We start from the raw sequence: 15,357 nt of genomic DNA, 5'->3' as shown, positions 1-15,357 counted from the left end.
ACGGTTGTCCCGGGGCGCCGGGTCGTTATGCGGATTAAGCTGTAGGCCATGAGCATTATCGAGTTCAGCGGCACGGTTCTCACTTCCCCGGATCAGGAGCGGCGCGGGTTGTGGGCGGTCGACGGCAAGCTGACTTTCGACCGTCCGCGGGCGCCGTCGGACCTCGTGCTGGACGGCTGGGTCATTCCCGGACTGGTCGACGCCCATTGCCACATCGGCCTCGGCCCGGAGGGCGAGCTTCCGGAGGACGTAGTGGAACGGCAGGCGCAGACGGACCGCGACGCCGGGACCCTCCTGGTCCGCGACGCAGGAGCGATGCATGACACCCGCTGGGTCCAGCAACGGGCCGACCTTCCTCGAATCATCCGCGCCGGCCGGCACATTGCCCGGACCCGCCGGTACCTGCGGGGCTTCGCCGTTGAAGTGGAGCCGGAGGAACTGGTCGAGACGGTCCGAAAGCAGGCCCGTGCCGGCGACGGATGGGTGAAGCTGGTGGGGGACTGGATCGACCGCGACGCCGGCGATCTCGCCGCCAGCTTCCCGGCGGCGGCCGTCAGGGACGCAGTCCGTGCAGCCCACGACGAGGGGGCCCGCGTCACGGCGCATTGCTTCGCCGAGCAGACCCTGGACGACATGCTCGACGCCGGGATCGACTGCATTGAGCATGGAACGGGCCTGCTGCCCCGGCACCTGCCCCGCTTCATCGAACAGGGCGTGCCGATTGTGCCGACCCTGATCAATATTGCGACCTTCCCGGACATCGCGGCCCAGGCGCGGGACAAATTTCCCCGTTATGCAGCCCATATGCTCGGGCTCTGGGAACGGCGGGCCGAGCGGGTCCTCGAGGCGCACGAGGCCGGCGTCGTCCTGTACGCCGGGACCGACGCGGGCAGTGTCATCAAGCACGGGCGGATTGCCGACGAGATCCAGGCCCTGCACGCCGCGGGACTGCCCGCCCCGGCCGCCCTCGACGCCGCCGCCTGGGCCGCGCGGGCATGGCTCGGCGCAGAGGGCATCGCCGAGGGGGCCAGCGCCGATGTGCTGGTTTGCAGCGAGGATCCGCGCCGGGATCTCGCCACCCTGCAGGCACCCCGGAACATCGTGTTGCGCGGACAACTGGTTCGGGCCGAAGTGCATTAGGAATAAATTGAAGCTTCAAGTAATTTAGCACTATGAAGGGTCACCGAAAGGCGGTGGCCACAAACCACCGGAGCGTTGCGATGACCGCAGAAACCAGCACCCAGGATCTCCTTCCGGCCGAACTCACCATGGGCACCGTGATGCTCAAGGTCGGCGACATGAAGGTGATGACCGACTACTACCAGCGCGCCCTTGGCCTCGACATCGTGGCCGAGCAGGACGGCGGCCTCTACCTCGGCCGCAAGGCCAAGCCGCTGGTCCACCTCGCGCCTGCGCCCGGACTCAACCTGCCCTCGCGCGGTGAAGCGGGCCTGTTCCACACCGCCCTGCTCTTCGATGACCAGGCTTCGTTGGCCGCCACTATCGCCTCCGCCGCCCAATACGAACCGCAGTCCTTCACCGGCAGCGCCGACCACCTGGTCAGTGAGGCGTTCTACTTCAACGATCCCGAGGGCAACGGCATCGAGCTCTACTGGGACCGGCCGCGCGACGCTTGGTCCTGGGAAGGAACGAACGTGGTGATGGATAGCCTCGCCCTGCCGCCCCAGCGCTACCTTGAGCAGCACCTGACCGAGGCCTCACTGGCCGGACAGCGCGAGGCCGAGGCCGGCGTCGGGCACGTCCACCTGCAGGTCGGCGACGTGCAATCCGCACACGACTTCTACGTCGGCACACTCGGCTTTGAGAAGACCGCCGGCTGGCACGGCCAGGCGCTCTTTGTCTCGGCCGGCGGCTACCACCACCACATGGCTATGAATGTCTGGAACAGCCGCGGGGCCGGACCGCGCCGCGACACTCTGGGCCTCGGCGAGGTCCTGATCGAAGTACCGTCGGGCGACGACGTCGGTGCCCTTGCCGACCGCCTCAAGGCGGCCGGGGTCGAATCGCACCACACCGGCGCCGAGCTCCGATTCGACGACCCCTGGCGCAACCGCATCCGGGTCGCGGTCCGCTAACTGCCCTCGACGGACATGCCCGTTCCGTGGCCCAGGGATGGACATGCCCATCCTTTGGCGTCAGGGGCGGGCATGCCCGTTGGTTGCCGCGTTGGCGCACGGACATGTCCGCTCCTCGGGTCGGCGCATGGACATAACGTGAATATGTCCATTCGTCGGCGCCAGGGATGGGCATGTCCGTCCCGGGGGTGGCGTGCGAACAGTTAGGCTGAACTGACGCCACCACCGCGGCCTCGCCGCACTCCACCGAAGGATGAGTTCATTGGGATTTGCTGAAATCTTCGTGGCCACCCATGATGCCGCCCTCAAGCGCGCGACGGCCCTCGACGGCGGCGCCGCAGCCGCCCCGGGCGCGGTCCGGATCCAGGACATCAGCGACTTCGAGGTCGAGCGGCTCGGCGACCTGGCCGGTACCGCGGTGCACGCTGCGGGCGCCGATTACGAACTCGCCATGGTGGACGTGGCCAGCGACTCGCTACTGGGGGTCCCCGCCGCCATGGTCCGCGCACTGGCCGACCTGCTCAGCTACGAGACGGAAGGCGACGGCGACGTACTCGCCGACGTCGCCGAAAGCTGGGCGGCGGAAGAGGATATGCCCTTCGGCGCGGACCAGGCGGCCCGCTATGTCCGCCAGCTCGCCGAGCTCGCGGCCGGCGTCGACCCGGCCACCCGGGCCGGACTCTACGTCTGGACTTCCTGACGCCGCGAACATGGGCCGCCGCCCCGTCACCCTGGTAAAAACCGGCGCCGTCACGCCGGACTGGGGTGTCAAGTCGAAATCCTCGCGGTGATCTGGCACAATGAACAGGTACTCGATCTGCGTGGCCCCTCTCTCCGCGTCCGGATCCTGTCCTTTAGAACCCCCAAGTACGGCCCGCCCCACGGGTGCAGAACGCCGGGCTCGACCCCGTTTCAGAAACAGGAGTGACCACAAAAGTGGCCGTAAAGATTCGCCTTAAGCGCTTCGGTAAGATGCGCGCACCGTACTACCGCATCGTCGTCATGGACGCACGCTCCAAGCGTGATGGCCGTGCCATCGAAGAGATCGGCAAGTACCACCCGACCGAAGAGCCCTCGTACATCGAGGTCGACTCGGACCGTGCCCAGTACTGGCTCGGCGTCGGCGCACAGCCGTCCGAGCAGGTTTCCGCGATCCTGAAGATCACCGGTGACTGGCAGAAGTTCAAGGGTCTCCCGGGCCAGGAGGGCACCTTGAAGACCAAGGCTCCCAAGGAAGCCTTTGTCACCCCGGAAAAGGGTTCCGTGATCATCCCGGAAGCCATCACCAAGAAGGCTAAGAAGGACGACGCAGCCGAGGCTCCGGCCGACGCCGAAGCAGAGACCACCGAGGCTGAGTAGATTGCTGGCAGAAGCGCTCGAACACCTGGTCCGCGGGATTGTTGACAGCCCCGAGGACGTCAAGGTCAGTGCCAAGAACAACCGCCGCGGGGACACCCTCGAAGTGCGCGTTCATCAGGACGACCTCGGACGGGTGATCGGTCGCCAGGGCCGCACCGCACGCGCACTGCGCACTGTGGTGGCGGCACTGGCGGACGGCGAGCAGGTCAGGGTCGACGTCGTCGACACCGACCGCCGCCGGTAGCGCGACCAGCAGTACTTAATCTTTAGTCCGGCCCCTCCACCAGCTTATGGTGGAGGGGCCGGACTGTTTTGCGCAGCAAATGCACCAACACTTTCAAAACGAATCGAACAGAGGAACAGATGCAGCTTCAGGTGGCACGAATCGGCAAGCCCCACGGCATCCGCGGCGAGGTAACCGTTCAGGTGCTGACGGACGCTCCCGGTGACCGCTTCGTTCCCGGCACCCAGTTGGTGGTTGAGCCGGCCTCGTCCGGTCCACTGACCGTGGAAAGCGCCCGCTGGAACAAGGACATCCTGCTGCTGGCCTTCGAGGAAGTGGAAACCCGCAATGACGCGGAAGCCCTCCGCGGCGCCAAACTCTACATTGAKACCGAGGAGCTGGACGAGCACGACGACGAGGGCTGGTACGAGCACGAGCTCGTGGGACTGGACGTCCGCGTCGGCGATACCGTCGTCGGCAAGGTCTCCGGACTGCACACCATGCCGGTCCAGGACCTGTTGGTCGTAACGGACCGGGGCGGCAAGGAAATCCTGATCCCGTTCGTGGAGCAGATCGTCCCCGAGGTCAACGTCGCCGACAAATACGTCGTTGTCACCCCGCCGGCGGGCCTGTTTGAGGTCAACACCGAGGCGGGCGCTACCCCGGACGACGGCGACACTGTCGGCCGCTCCCAGGGCGGCGCGGACAGCGCCGCTATCCAGGGCAGCGCGGAGGACAACGCCTAAGATGCGGATCGACGTCGTCAGCATCTTCCCCGAGTACCTCGCCCCGCTGGAACTTTCCCTGATCGGGAAAGCCCGGCAGGACGGCCTGCTGGAGCTCAACGTGCACGACCTCCGGGATTTCACCACCGACCGGCACCGGACGGTGGATGACACCCCGTACGGTGGCGGAGCCGGCATGGTCATGAAGCCCGAGCCCTGGGCCCAGGCGCTCACTGCCGTGGCCGAGGCCGCGATCGAGACGGCGCCGAAGGCCGCGATCGAGGCAGCGGCCGAGAAGCCTGAGGACTCGGCGGTGCGCAAGCCGGTCCTGATTGTCCCGTCGCCGGCGGGGGAGCGCTTCAGCCAGGCCATAGCGCATGAGCTCGCGGAGGAGGACCAGCTGGTCTTCGCCTGCGGCCGGTACGAGGGCATCGACGAACGCGTCCTTGAATGGGCGTCGGAGCATTTCACCGTGCGGCCCATGAGCCTGGGCGACTATGTACTCAACGGCGGCGAGGTCGCCGTGCTCGCGATGGTGGAAGCCGTCGGGCGGCTGCTGCCCGGCGTCGTCGGCAATCCCGAATCGCTGGTCGAGGAATCCCACTCCGACGGCCTGCTGGAGTACCCGGTCTACACCAAGCCCTCCAGCTGGCGGGACCGCGAGGTCCCGGCGGTGCTGCTGAGCGGTAACCACGGCAAGATCGCCCAGTGGCGGCGGCATGAACAGTACCGCCGCACCGCGGAGCGTCGCCCGGACCTGCTCGAGGAGTTCGACGCCGGGGCCCTGCCCCGCGCGGACCGTACGGCGTTCGGTGACCTCGGGTACGACGTCGTCGACGGCCGGCTGCGCCGCCGCGGCGCCTGAAGCGGGCTGTTCGGACCGCGTAATTCACCAAATCACCGGTGAATGTGGCAAAATTAGTCCTTGTGCCTGCTGGGTGCGAACCTGCCACAGGGGGAGCGTCACCAACAGCGCGGCACCCCGGTCCCGTCGATTCCCGACGGAACCGGAAAGTCAAAACTTTCGGCGGCAATTTCCGGTGCCTTCAGCGCCCGGGCTTGGCCGCCGTGACCCAACGTGAATGACCTGTGGCGTTCACCAGGAGTGGATCAATGCATATCCTCGATTCCGTAGACGCAGCCTCGCTGCGCAACGATGTTCCCGAGTTCCGCGCGGGTGACACCATCAAGGTGCACGTGAACATCATCGAAGGCAAGAACTCCCGTGTCCAGGTCTTCCAGGGCTTCGTCCTGGGCCGCCAGGGCGACGGCGTCCGCGAGACCTTCACCGTCCGCAAGGTTTCCTTCGGTGTCGGCGTGGAGCGTACCTTCCCGGTGCACTCCCCGATCATCGACAAGATCGAGCTCGTCTCCAAGGGTGACGTGCGCCGCGCCAAGCTTTACTACATGCGTGCACTGCGCGGTAAGGCTGCGAAGATCAAGGAAAAGCGCGACTTCCAGACCGCCAAGTAAGTCCTCCGGACTTTCCCAGCGGATCCCCGGAGGGCTCCGGCAGTTGCCGGAACCACCCGCCACTGCGCCGTTCAATTAGAAAAGCGTTAGAGGACACGGATCATGGAACAGACAAAACGCCGGCCCAGGAAACTGGGCTGGCGTTTTGTGCTTTTGGGATTGGTGCTGGCCGTGGCCATCAGCGGCCTCGTCCGGTCCCTGTGGCTGGATATCTACTTCATTCCCTCTGCCTCGATGGAGCCATTGCTTCGGGACGGGGACCGGATTGTGGTGTCCCGTACCGACTTTGCCCTTGACCCGGTCCGCCGCGGCGACATTGTCGTCTTCGACGGCCGCGGCTCCTTCGCCCCGCTCAACAGCGGCAAGGGACCAGTGGGTGATGTCCTGGCCGGCGCGGGGCACTGGCTCGGCCTGACCGGGAGCGATACCACTTACGTCAAGCGGGTTATCGGTCTGCCGGGCGACCACGTGGTGTGCTGCGGCGCGGACGGTCGGCTCACAGTCAACGGCCAGCAAGTTCCGGAACCCTATGTCTATGAGGGCGATGCACCCAGCCGGCTCAAATTCAACGTCCTCGTTCCGGAAGGACGGCTCTGGCTGATGGGGGACCACCGGTCCAAATCCGCGGACTCCCGGAGCCTGCTCGGCGCCCCCGGCGGCGGCATGGTCCCGCTGGAGCGGGTGATTGGCCGGCCGGTCCAGATCATCTGGCCGCTTGATAGATTTGCAGCAATACCGCGGCCCACCGGGGCCGAGACGACTACCACAAAGAACGGACAGTAGATGCCCGAGACCGGACCCCGGACTCCTGATCCGCGGGGGCACGACGAGCCCCGAGTGACCTCCGCACCCATCCCCGGCGGGGAACATCCGACCACGAGGATGCCGGCCACACCGCGGCCCGAGCCTGTGGCCGAGCCTGTGGGGGAGCCGGTGCAGGCGGAGAAAGCCGAGCGCCGGGAGGAGGCCCGGGTGCAGCCCGAACGGGCACTGGACGCTCCGCTGGCCGGCCCCTCGCACGCCGGACCGTCGTCGGCGCGGGCCCGGAAAGCGAAAGCCCGCGAGGGCCGCAACCCCATGCTGGCCTGGCTCAAGGAAATCGCCACGGTGGTGGTGATCGCCGTCGTCCTGTCGTTCCTGATCAAGACCTTCCTGTTCCGTGCCTTCTACATCCCGTCCGAGTCCATGATGAACACCCTGGACGTCAACGACCGGATTTTCGTGAGCCTGCTGGTACCGGAGCCGATCGCCATGCAGCGCGGCGACGTCGTGGTCTTCCGCGACACCAAGGGCTGGCTGGTCCCGACCGCGCAAAAGCCGGCCGGACCGCTCACCGGCGTGCAGGATGCACTGACTTTTGTCGGTCTGCTGCCGGATAACTCCGAGCAGCACCTCGTGAAGCGGGTCATCGGCCTGCCCGGCGACCACGTGGTCTGCTGCGACGGCAGCGGCCGCCTCACCGTCAACGGCACCCCGCTGGACGAAAAGTACGTCAACAAGGCCGAAGTGCCGCAGGTCCGCGACTTCGACGTTGTGGTTCCCGCCGGCAAGGTCTGGGTGATGGGCGATAACCGCAACCACTCCGCCGACTCGCGCGCGCACCAGGAAACCAACGGCGGCTTCATCGATGTGGCCGACATCGAAGGCAAAGCGGCAGTCATCGCCTGGCCGCTGAACCGCATCACGTCGCTCGACAATTACCCCGACGTCTTCCGCAACGTCCCGGCGCCGGCACGAAAGTAGCTACCGCTGTGTCCGTCGCGCCCACTCTCGACTACGAGCGCCGCTTCCGGGGCTCCGGCGCCCGCCTGCTCGCCGGAATCGACGAGGTAGGCCGCGGCGCCCTCGCCGGGCCGGTCAGCGTCGGCATCGCCGTCGTGGATCTGCACCAGCAGGGACTGCTCGCGGATGTCCGGGACAGCAAACTGCTCAAGGTGGCGGAGCGGGAACGGCTGGAACCGCTGGTGCGCGCGTGGAGCGTTGCCTCCGCCGTCGGCCACGCCAGCGCGGCCGAGATCGACGCCTTAGGGATCATCGGCGCGCTGCGCCTTGCCGGGAACCGCGCCTGGGCTGCGGTGCTGGCGGACGGCGTGACCCCGGACGTGGTGCTTCTGGACGGCAGCCACAACTGGCTCTCACCCGTGGCTCAGGCCTCCCTGTTCGACCCGGAGCCCGACGACGGCGCGCGCGAGCCCGGCTGCGACGCGCCGGTCCACACCCTCGTCAAGGCGGACATGCAGTGCCTTAGCGTGGCCGCTGCATCGGTGCTGGCCAAGGTCGAACGTGACCGCCAGATGGCGGCCCTGCACACCGAGTACCCGGCGTTCGGCTGGGACGTGAACAAGGGCTACGGCACGGCGGCGCACAAGGGCGCCCTGCGCGCCGCGGGACCCACCCCGTACCACCGGGTCAGCTGGCAGCTGCTGGGCGACTAGGCCGGGCCGAGGCCCGCCGTGGCGCACGGCCGGCGCCCGATGGTGCAAGATGGAACCATGAGTGCCGAGGACCTTGAAAACTATGAAACCGACATGGAGCTGCAGCTCTACCGCGAATACCGCGACGTCGTCGGGCTGTTCAGCTATGTTGTCGAGACCGAACGGCGTTTCTATCTGGCCAACCACGTGGACCTGCAGGCCCGCAGTGCAGACGGCGAAGTCTATTTCGACCTGACGTTGCAGGATGCCTGGGTCTGGGACGTCTACCGCTCGGCCCGGTTCGTCAAAAGCGTCCGTGTCATCACGTTCAAGGACGTCAACGTCGAGGAACTCCCGCGCAATGAGGAGCTCGCGCTGCCGAAGGTTGAAGACCTGGGGAACTAGGTTTCCCGCCGGAGTTATCCACATAGCCAAAGTTCTGGCCGCGACCTTTCCGTGCTGCGCCCCACGCTGGAGGCATGAGAGCTAAGGACGTGCTGGGCCGGCACGGCGAGGAACTTGCCGCCGGCTTCCTCGAAGGCCAGGGCATGCGGATCGTGGACCGCAACTGGCGCTGCGCCGAAGGCGAGATCGACATCGTCGCGCTCGACGGCGATGCCCTGGTCATCGCCGAAGTGAAGACCAGGAAGTCCCTCGCCTACGGGCACCCTTTCGAAGCCGTCGGTATCGACAAACTGGCCCGGCTGCACCGGCTGGGCTCGGCGTGGTGCCGGGACCACGAACTTCGGATGCCGCTCCGCCGGGTGGACGTCATCGCCGTGGTCGACGACGGCACCGGCGGCCCGGCCATCGAACACCTCAAGGGGGTGGGGTAGGTGGCGCTGGGACGGACCTACTCGGTGGCGCTCGTGGGGTTGAACGGCTATATCGTCGAGGTCGAGGCGGACATCGGCCAGACTTTGCCGGCGTTCGTGATTCTTGGCCTGCCGGACGCCTCGCTCAACGAAGCGAAGGAGCGGATCCGCTCCGCCGCGCACAACTCCGGCATCCCGCTGAGCCGCCGGAAGATCACCGCGAACCTCATTCCCGCATCACTGCCCAAACGCGGCTCGGGCTTCGACCTCTCCATCGCCATGGCGGTGCTCCTCGCGGCCAACGATGTCCGCTCCACCGGCCGGCACGTATTCATCGCGGAACTCGGCCTGGACGGGCGGCTGCGTCCAGTCCGTGGCATTCTCCCCGCCGTGATGGCTGCAGTCCGCGCCGGGTACCCGGACGTGGTGGTGGCGCAGGCCAACGCCGCCGAGGCCGGGCTGGTCCCGGGCGCCCGGGTCAGCGGCTACCGGACGCTGGCCCGGCTGGCCCTGGACTTCGGGGCCGACCCGCAGGACCTGGCCCTCGACTTCGAGCCGGCTGATGAGAACCCCGACGACGCCGAGGAGTCCAATACCCCCGGTCTGGCACCGGACATGTGCGACGTCTCGGGCCAAGGCGAGGGCCGCCGTGCACTGGAAGTGGCCGCCGCCGGAGCGCACCACGTACTCCTGACCGGGCCGCCGGGGGCCGGCAAAACCATGCTCGCCGAGCGGCTGCCGGGCCTGCTCCCGGACCTCGGTGACCGGGAAGCCATGGAGGTGACTGCCATCCACTCGCTGAGCTCGCTAACCTCCGCCGCCGTGACGCTGCTGCGCCGGCCGCCGTACGAGAACCCGCATCACACAGCGACGGCGGCCGCCATCATCGGCGGGGGATCCGGGCTACCCCGGCCGGGCGCAGCGTCCAGGGCGCACCGGGGCGTTCTGTTCCTGGACGAGGCCCCGGAGTACGAGCGACGGGTCCTGGACGCCCTCCGGCAGCCGCTGGAAAGCGGTGAGCTGGTCATTCACCGTTCTGCTGGCACCGCGGCCTATCCGGCCCGGTTCCAGCTGGTCCTCGCCGCCAACCCGTGCCCCTGCGGCAAGGCTTCCGGCAAGGGCGTGGACTGCACGTGCACGCCGATGATGCGCCGGCGCTATCTCGCGCGGATGTCCGGGCCGTTGCTGGACCGGGTGGACATCCAGCTGGCGGTGGAGCGCGTCGCCCTGGCGGATTTCGGGCAGGCCCGTCCCGAAGAAGGAACAGCCGACATCGCCGCGCGGGTGATGGCCGCCCGGGAGCGTCAGCTTCAACGGCTGGAGCCGCTCGGGCTGGAAACCAATGCGCAAGTCCCGGGGCGGGTGCTCCGCGGTCCGCTGCGCCTCGCCGGTCCCACCACCCGGATCCTCGACCACGCGCTTGAACGCGGAGCCCTGACGGCCCGCGGCTATGACCGGGTGCTCCGGCTGGCATGGACACTGGCCGACCTCGGCGGCCGCGACGGACCGGACGTGGACGACATTGGCCAGGCGCTCGGGCTCCGGCAGTCCACGTCGGTGGCAGCGTGAGTGCGCCGTCCGGGGCCGCCTGCGCCCCCTTTCCATTGCGGACCGTCCGTTCGCCGCGCCGCAATTCTGCCCGCACGAAAAGGAGTCAACAGCAGCATGACTGAGAACGAACGCACCGCGCGGGCGGCGCTCTCCCGGCTCATGGAACCCCAGGACGCGGCGGGACTGGCACTGGTACGGGCTGCCGGGGCAGAGGACGCACTGAGGATCGCCACCGGGCAGCTCGCCCCCGGACAGGCCCTTGAGCAGGAGCTCTCGCAGCTGCTGGCGGAGAACAGCGCCGGCGGCGGATGGTCCGGTCTGGGGATGGCATTGAAGCGCTGGGCGCCCAGAGTCCAGGACCTCGCGCCGGAACGCGATTTGGCCACCGTGCAGCGCCTCGGCGGGCGGCTCATCATTCCCGGCGACGACTTCTGGCCCGGGCAGCTCGCCGACCTCGGCCTGCAGGAGCCGCTCTGCCTCTGGTGGCGCGGCGTGGAGCAGGAGTTGCCGCCCCTGAACAGGTCCGTCGCCCTGGTTGGCTCGCGTGACAGCACCTCCTACGGTGCCGCCGTCACCGGGGATCTGGCCTACGGACTGGCCCAACGCGGGTTCACGATCGTCTCCGGCGGCGCCTACGGTATCGACGCCCACGCCCACCGGGCAGCCCTGGCCGGCGCCGCCGGGGGTCTGCCCACCATTGCCGTGATGGCCGGGGGAGTGGACCGCTTCTACCCGGCTGGCAACGACGATCTGCTCCGCGCCGTGGCCAACCACGGCGCCGTGCTGGCCGAGGTTCCGCCGGGATCCGCCCCCACGCGGTACCGCTTTCTGCAGCGCAACAGGCTCATTGCCGCCCTGGCGGCAGTCACGGTGGTGGTCGAGGCGCGATGGAGGTCCGGAGCGCTTAACACGGCACACCACGCCGAGAACCTCGGCCGTGCCGTAGGGGCCGTGCCCGGGTCGGTGCATTCCGCCAACTCGGCGGGCTGCCACCGCCTCCTCCGCGAGGGCGGTGCCGTCTGTGTTACGGATACCGGGGAAATCGCCGAGCTGGCCTCGCCCAGCGGTGAGTCGCTGCCGGAAGCGCGGTCAGGACATGTCGAGGCCCACGACGGGCTGACCCTGGAGGATCTGATCCTGCTGGACGCCCTCCCACTGCGGGTTACAAGCTCCGTGGAGAAGCTCGCAGTGGTTGCGGGCCTGAGCACCGACTCGGTCAGGGCAGGCCTGGGCCGGCTCGGGCTGCTGGGTTTGGCCGAATCCCAGCGCGGCGGCTGGAAACGCTCCGCCGCCGCCGGATGACCCGCCGTCGGGCGCGCCGCCCGTCCCCATACGCCGGGACGTGGGGGTCCGGCGCGCCGTGGGGGTGCGCCGGAGCAGGGCACTTTGCTGGGAAAGTGGAAGCGTGTCAACAGATCAACTGCCTTCCGCCCTGGCCGCCGCTGCCCGCGGCTTCGGCCGGTACCTGGAAGCGGAGCGGGGCCGCTCCGCCCACACGGTGCGCGCCTATCTGTCCGATGTCGCGAGCCTGCTGGACCACGCAGCGTCCGAAGGCGTCCTCACCCTGGCCGACCTTGAGCTCGGCACCCTGCGCCGCTGGCTCGGCGGCCAAAGCGAAGCGGGCATGTCCCGGGCCACCTTGGCGCGCCGCGCTGCAACGGCCCGGGCCTTCACTGCCTGGGCCGTCCGCGAGGAACTCATCACCGTCGACCCCGCCCTGCGGCTCAGGGCGCCGAAGCGGGAGAAATCCCTGCCGGGCGTCCTGCAGCAAGGGCAGGTGCGGCGGCTGGTGGAGGGCGCCGAATCCGCTGCGGCGGAAGGGGAACCGATGGCCTTGCGGAACCGGGCCATGCTGGAGCTGCTCTACGCCACCGGCGTCCGGGTCGGTGAGCTCGCAGGCCTGGACATTGACGATCTCGATCCGGACCGCCGGACGTTGCGGGTGCTCGGCAAGGGCAACAAGGAGCGGACGGTGCCCTACGGACTGCCCGCGGCCCTGGCCGTGGACGACTGGCTGCGCCGCGGACGCCCGGCCCTCGCTGCCGACGGCTCGGGCCCGGCGCTCTTTCTTGGTGTGCGCGGGAAGAGGGTGGACCAGCGCCAGGTCCGCAGCGTCGTGAAGGGGCTGCTGGACGGTTTGGGCGACACGTCCGCGACGGGCCCGCACGCGCTGCGGCACTCGGCCGCCACACACCTGCTGGATGGCGGGGCGGACCTCCGGGCCGTGCAGGAGATCCTGGGCCACAGCAGCCTTGCCACCACCCAGATCTACACCCACGTCTCCGTCGACAGGCTCCGGCAGAGCTATCAGCAGGCACATCCCCGCGCCTGAACACGGCCGCCGTCGTCCCGTAACAAAGTCCGCCACGACGCGCCGGTAACGACGCGCCGAATTGCACTGGCGTAATTAGGCGGGGTACGGCAGAATAAGACTCACGCCCGGCAACTTTCAAGTGGTGCTTGAAGCTCTTGAGCATCGTTCCACCACCTGAGATCCGGACCTATTTTTTGCAGCACTAGAAACTGAATAGTCTGGCAGGGGCATCCGCCCCGCACGCGGATTCACGCAGCAGACAGACATCCAGGCAGAGGTCGTTGGGGAAGACGTACCTATAGCTATGGAGGATGGAATGTCTGTTGCACTAACCCGCGGTGTCCTGTTCGTTCACTCGGCCCCGACCGCCCTGTGCCCCCACGTTGAGTGGGCCATTGGGTCGGTCGTGGACAAGCGCACGGACCTTGAGTGGACTGCCCAGCCCGCCGCGCCCGGAATGTTCCGGGCCGAGCTGTCGTGGACCGGAACACCGGGCACGGGGGCTCAATTGGCGTCTGCGCTCCGCGGCTGGGCGCACCTGCGCTACGAGGTCACCGAGGAGCCCAGCCAGGGCGTCGACGGTGGGCGCTGGTCGCACACCCCGGAACTCGGCATCTTCCACGCCGTCACCGACGTCCACGGCAACATCATGGTCTCTGAGGACCGCATCCGTTACGCCTACGAATCAGGCGCCGGCGACCCCTCCGCGGTCTACCACGAGCTCTCCCTGGCTCTTGGCGAGGCCTGGGACGAGGAACTCGAGCCCTTCCGCCACGCCGCCGAAGGCGCCCCCGTGCGCTGGCTGCACCAGGTCGGCTAGGCAACCCCGCAAGCCACCCCCGCAGGCGAACCCCCACAGGGTCAGCGCGCAACCACGGCAGCACACTCCATAGCAACGCTAAATGACAGATGGCGGCAATGTTCACGAAGAACATTGCCGCCATCTGTCGTTTCAGCGTGCGGGCCGGAGGCCTTTGGCGCTAGATGCTACGGATTGCAATAACGGCGTTGTGGCCGCCGAAACCGAACGAGTTGCTCAGCGCCACAATGCCGCCCTCGGGCAGCTTGCGCTCGGAGGTGACGACGTCGAGCGGGATCTCAGGATCCTGGTTCTCGAGGTTGATCGTCACCGGGGCCTTGCGCTCATGGACGGCCAGGACGGTCAGCACGGCCTCTACGGCGCCGGAGGCACCCAGCAGGTGGCCCATCTGCGACTTGGTGGCGGAGACCGCCACGTTCTCCACGTGGCTGCCCAGGGCGGCCTTCAGGGCGGCGTACTCGGGCTTGTCGCCCACCGGTGTGGAGGTGGCGTGCGCGTTGACGTGCACCACGTCCTCGGCTTGGATCCGGCCGTCGAACATGGCGGCCTTCAGGGCCCGGGTGGCGCCGAGGCCCTCGGGGTCCGGGGCCGTGATGTGGTACGCGTCGGCGGTCACGGACGTGCCGGCGAGCTCGGCGTAGATCCGTGCACCGCGGGCCAGGGCGTGCTCCTCGGCCTCGAGGACCAGCGCGCCGGCACCTTCACCCATGACGAAGCCGTCACGGTCGCGGTCGTAGGGGCGGGATGCGCGCTCGGGATCGTCGTTGCGTCGTGAGAGCGCCTGCATCGAGGCGAAGGCGGCGATCGGCATCGGGTGGATGGCGGCTTCGGCGCCGCCGCAGACGACGACGTCGGCCTTGCCGGAGCGGATCAGGTCCAGGCCCACGTGCACGGCCTCGGTGCCGGAGGCGCAGGCGGAGACGGGGGTGTGGGCGCCGGCGCGGGCACCCAGGTCGAGGCTGACAGCCGCGGCAGGGCCGTTGGGCATCAGCATCGGCACGGTCATGGGCAGCACACGGCGGGGACCTTTTTCGCGCAGGGTGTCCCAGGCGTCCAGGAGGGTCCAGACACCGCCGATGCCGGTCGCGAAGGCGACGGCGAGGCGGTCGTGGTCGATCTCGGTGATGCCGGAGTCCGCCCAGGCCTCACGGGAGGCGACGACGGCGAACTGCGTCGACGGGTCCATGCGCTTGGCCTCGACACGGCTCAGGACCTCGGTTGCGGGGTTGGAGGCGCGTGCGGCGAAGTGCACCGGGAGCTCGTACTTGGCTACCCAGTCGTCCTCAAGCGTGTGCGCGCCGGAGACGCCCTTCAGCGCGTTCTTCCACATCGTGGGGACATCGCCGCCAATGGGTGTTGTGACACCCAGACCGGTAATGACTACTTTGCGTGCCATGGGATCACTCTCTGTCGGTGCGCCTGCCGGATCCGGAACCTGGGAAAGGCTGCCGCGGCGTGCGTAGGGAAAACTCGGTGGTCTTGCGGAAGGTCATGCAAAAACGGGATGCTGCGGTGGTGTTCCGGTCCGGGGCGCCGTTGGGCGTCCCGGACCGGCCACGGGCCGGCG

18 protein-coding genes are annotated in these 15,357 nt (G+C 68.2%); 17 read left to right on the top strand and 1 reads right to left on the bottom strand.

The genetic code is table 11. The annotated features are described in order from the left end of the window. Positions 1 to 48 precede the first annotated feature (48 nt). The 17 genes from AC1DBE_RS03170 to AC1DBE_RS03090 all read left to right on the top strand — a co-directional run bounded on the left by AC1DBE_RS03170 (position 49) and on the right by AC1DBE_RS03090 (position 13,790). Positions 49 to 1,140, top strand: coding sequence for an amidohydrolase family protein (locus AC1DBE_RS03170; RefSeq protein ID WP_476969571.1), 1,092 nt, complete (start codon positions 49 to 51; stop codon positions 1,138 to 1,140). 80 nt (positions 1,141 to 1,220) lie between these two features. Further along, positions 1,221 to 2,096 (top strand): VOC family protein, encoded by an 876-nt coding sequence (locus AC1DBE_RS03165; RefSeq protein WP_476969570.1) that lies wholly within the window; start codon positions 1,221 to 1,223, stop codon positions 2,094 to 2,096. Positions 2,097 to 2,358: 262 nt separating this feature from the next. Beyond that, the gene (locus AC1DBE_RS03160; RefSeq protein WP_476969569.1) at positions 2,359 to 2,796 is read left to right on the top strand and encodes a hypothetical protein; all 438 of its coding nucleotides are present in this window, start codon (positions 2,359 to 2,361) and stop codon (positions 2,794 to 2,796) included. Between the two features lie 236 nt (positions 2,797 to 3,032). Continuing rightward, positions 3,033 to 3,455 carry a 30S ribosomal protein S16 gene (rpsP, locus tag AC1DBE_RS03155; protein WP_346960772.1) on the top strand — a complete coding sequence of 141 codons (423 nt, stop codon included), beginning with the start codon at positions 3,033 to 3,035 and terminating at the stop codon, positions 3,453 to 3,455. Position 3,456: 1 nt separating this feature from the next. Then, positions 3,457 to 3,699, top strand: coding sequence for an RNA-binding protein (locus AC1DBE_RS03150; protein WP_056632598.1), 243 nt, complete (start codon positions 3,457 to 3,459; stop codon positions 3,697 to 3,699). 119 nt (positions 3,700 to 3,818) lie between these two features. Then, positions 3,819 to 4,424, top strand: a complete 606-nt coding sequence (gene rimM, locus AC1DBE_RS03145) for a ribosome maturation factor RimM (protein WP_476969568.1) — start codon at positions 3,819 to 3,821, stop codon at positions 4,422 to 4,424. A gap of 1 nt (position 4,425) precedes the next feature. Continuing rightward, complete coding sequence (trmD, locus tag AC1DBE_RS03140; RefSeq protein WP_476969567.1) at positions 4,426 to 5,268, top strand: tRNA (guanosine(37)-N1)-methyltransferase TrmD; 843 nt, start codon at positions 4,426 to 4,428, stop codon at positions 5,266 to 5,268. A 248-nt stretch (positions 5,269 to 5,516) separates the two neighbouring features. Continuing rightward, positions 5,517 to 5,876 carry a 50S ribosomal protein L19 gene (rplS, locus tag AC1DBE_RS03135; RefSeq protein ID WP_056738299.1) on the top strand — a complete coding sequence of 120 codons (360 nt, stop codon included), beginning with the start codon at positions 5,517 to 5,519 and terminating at the stop codon, positions 5,874 to 5,876. Between the two features lie 102 nt (positions 5,877 to 5,978). Further along, positions 5,979 to 6,659 (top strand): signal peptidase I, encoded by a 681-nt coding sequence (gene lepB, locus AC1DBE_RS03130; protein WP_476969566.1) that lies wholly within the window; start codon positions 5,979 to 5,981, stop codon positions 6,657 to 6,659. A 54-nt stretch (positions 6,660 to 6,713) separates the two neighbouring features. Next, the gene (lepB, locus tag AC1DBE_RS03125) at positions 6,714 to 7,619 is read left to right on the top strand and encodes a signal peptidase I (RefSeq protein ID WP_476903281.1); all 906 of its coding nucleotides are present in this window, start codon (positions 6,714 to 6,716) and stop codon (positions 7,617 to 7,619) included. Between the two features lie 8 nt (positions 7,620 to 7,627). After that, on the top strand, positions 7,628 to 8,311 hold the full coding sequence (locus AC1DBE_RS03120) for a ribonuclease HII (RefSeq protein WP_476903282.1): 684 nt from the start codon (positions 7,628 to 7,630) through the stop codon (positions 8,309 to 8,311). Between the two features lie 57 nt (positions 8,312 to 8,368). Next, positions 8,369 to 8,695 (top strand): DUF2469 domain-containing protein, encoded by a 327-nt coding sequence (locus AC1DBE_RS03115; RefSeq protein WP_290257548.1) that lies wholly within the window; start codon positions 8,369 to 8,371, stop codon positions 8,693 to 8,695. A 74-nt stretch (positions 8,696 to 8,769) separates the two neighbouring features. Beyond that, on the top strand, positions 8,770 to 9,126 hold the full coding sequence (locus tag AC1DBE_RS03110) for a YraN family protein (RefSeq protein ID WP_476969565.1): 357 nt from the start codon (positions 8,770 to 8,772) through the stop codon (positions 9,124 to 9,126). After that, a complete protein-coding gene (locus tag AC1DBE_RS03105; RefSeq protein WP_476969564.1) occupies positions 9,127 to 10,674 on the top strand; it encodes a YifB family Mg chelatase-like AAA ATPase in 1,548 nt (515 codons plus the stop codon). A gap of 96 nt (positions 10,675 to 10,770) precedes the next feature. Further along, positions 10,771 to 11,958 (top strand): DNA-processing protein DprA, encoded by a 1,188-nt coding sequence (dprA, locus tag AC1DBE_RS03100; protein WP_476969563.1) that lies wholly within the window; start codon positions 10,771 to 10,773, stop codon positions 11,956 to 11,958. A 103-nt stretch (positions 11,959 to 12,061) separates the two neighbouring features. After that, positions 12,062 to 12,988: a tyrosine recombinase XerC gene (locus AC1DBE_RS03095; RefSeq protein WP_476969562.1), complete on the top strand. Its 927-nt coding sequence runs from the start codon at positions 12,062 to 12,064 to the stop codon at positions 12,986 to 12,988. A gap of 298 nt (positions 12,989 to 13,286) precedes the next feature. Beyond that, on the top strand, positions 13,287 to 13,790 hold the full coding sequence (locus tag AC1DBE_RS03090; RefSeq protein ID WP_136322385.1) for a DUF3145 domain-containing protein: 504 nt from the start codon (positions 13,287 to 13,289) through the stop codon (positions 13,788 to 13,790). 160 nt (positions 13,791 to 13,950) lie between these two features. Here AC1DBE_RS03090 and fabF read toward each other — a convergent pair whose 3' ends face one another. Beyond that, positions 13,951 to 15,186, bottom strand: a complete 1,236-nt coding sequence (gene fabF / locus AC1DBE_RS03085; protein WP_476878079.1) for a beta-ketoacyl-ACP synthase II — start codon at positions 15,184 to 15,186, stop codon at positions 13,951 to 13,953. Positions 15,187 to 15,357: the final 171 nt, after the last annotated feature.

It is taken from the genome of Arthrobacter sp. 10T416 (assembly GCF_056394165.1).
Note: the sequence above shows the minus strand (reverse complement) of the source record. Positions and strands in the feature narration are given on the sequence as shown.

Coding starts and splice junctions, on each gene's coding strand:
- AC1DBE_RS03170 (WP_476969571.1), top strand. CDS start 49: ATGAGCATTATCGAGTTCAGCGGCACGGTTCTCACTTCCCCGGATCAG.
- AC1DBE_RS03165 (WP_476969570.1), top strand. CDS start 1,221: ATGACCGCAGAAACCAGCACCCAGGATCTCCTTCCGGCCGAACTCACC.
- trmD (WP_476969567.1), top strand. CDS start 4,426: ATGCGGATCGACGTCGTCAGCATCTTCCCCGAGTACCTCGCCCCGCTG.
- rplS (WP_056738299.1), top strand. CDS start 5,517: ATGCATATCCTCGATTCCGTAGACGCAGCCTCGCTGCGCAACGATGTT.
- lepB (WP_476969566.1), top strand. CDS start 5,979: ATGGAACAGACAAAACGCCGGCCCAGGAAACTGGGCTGGCGTTTTGTG.
- AC1DBE_RS03115 (WP_290257548.1), top strand. CDS start 8,369: ATGAGTGCCGAGGACCTTGAAAACTATGAAACCGACATGGAGCTGCAG.
- AC1DBE_RS03110 (WP_476969565.1), top strand. CDS start 8,770: ATGAGAGCTAAGGACGTGCTGGGCCGGCACGGCGAGGAACTTGCCGCC.
- dprA (WP_476969563.1), top strand. CDS start 10,771: ATGACTGAGAACGAACGCACCGCGCGGGCGGCGCTCTCCCGGCTCATG.
- AC1DBE_RS03090 (WP_136322385.1), top strand. CDS start 13,287: ATGTCTGTTGCACTAACCCGCGGTGTCCTGTTCGTTCACTCGGCCCCG.
- fabF (WP_476878079.1), bottom strand. CDS start 15,186: ATGGCACGCAAAGTAGTCATTACCGGTCTGGGTGTCACAACACCCATT.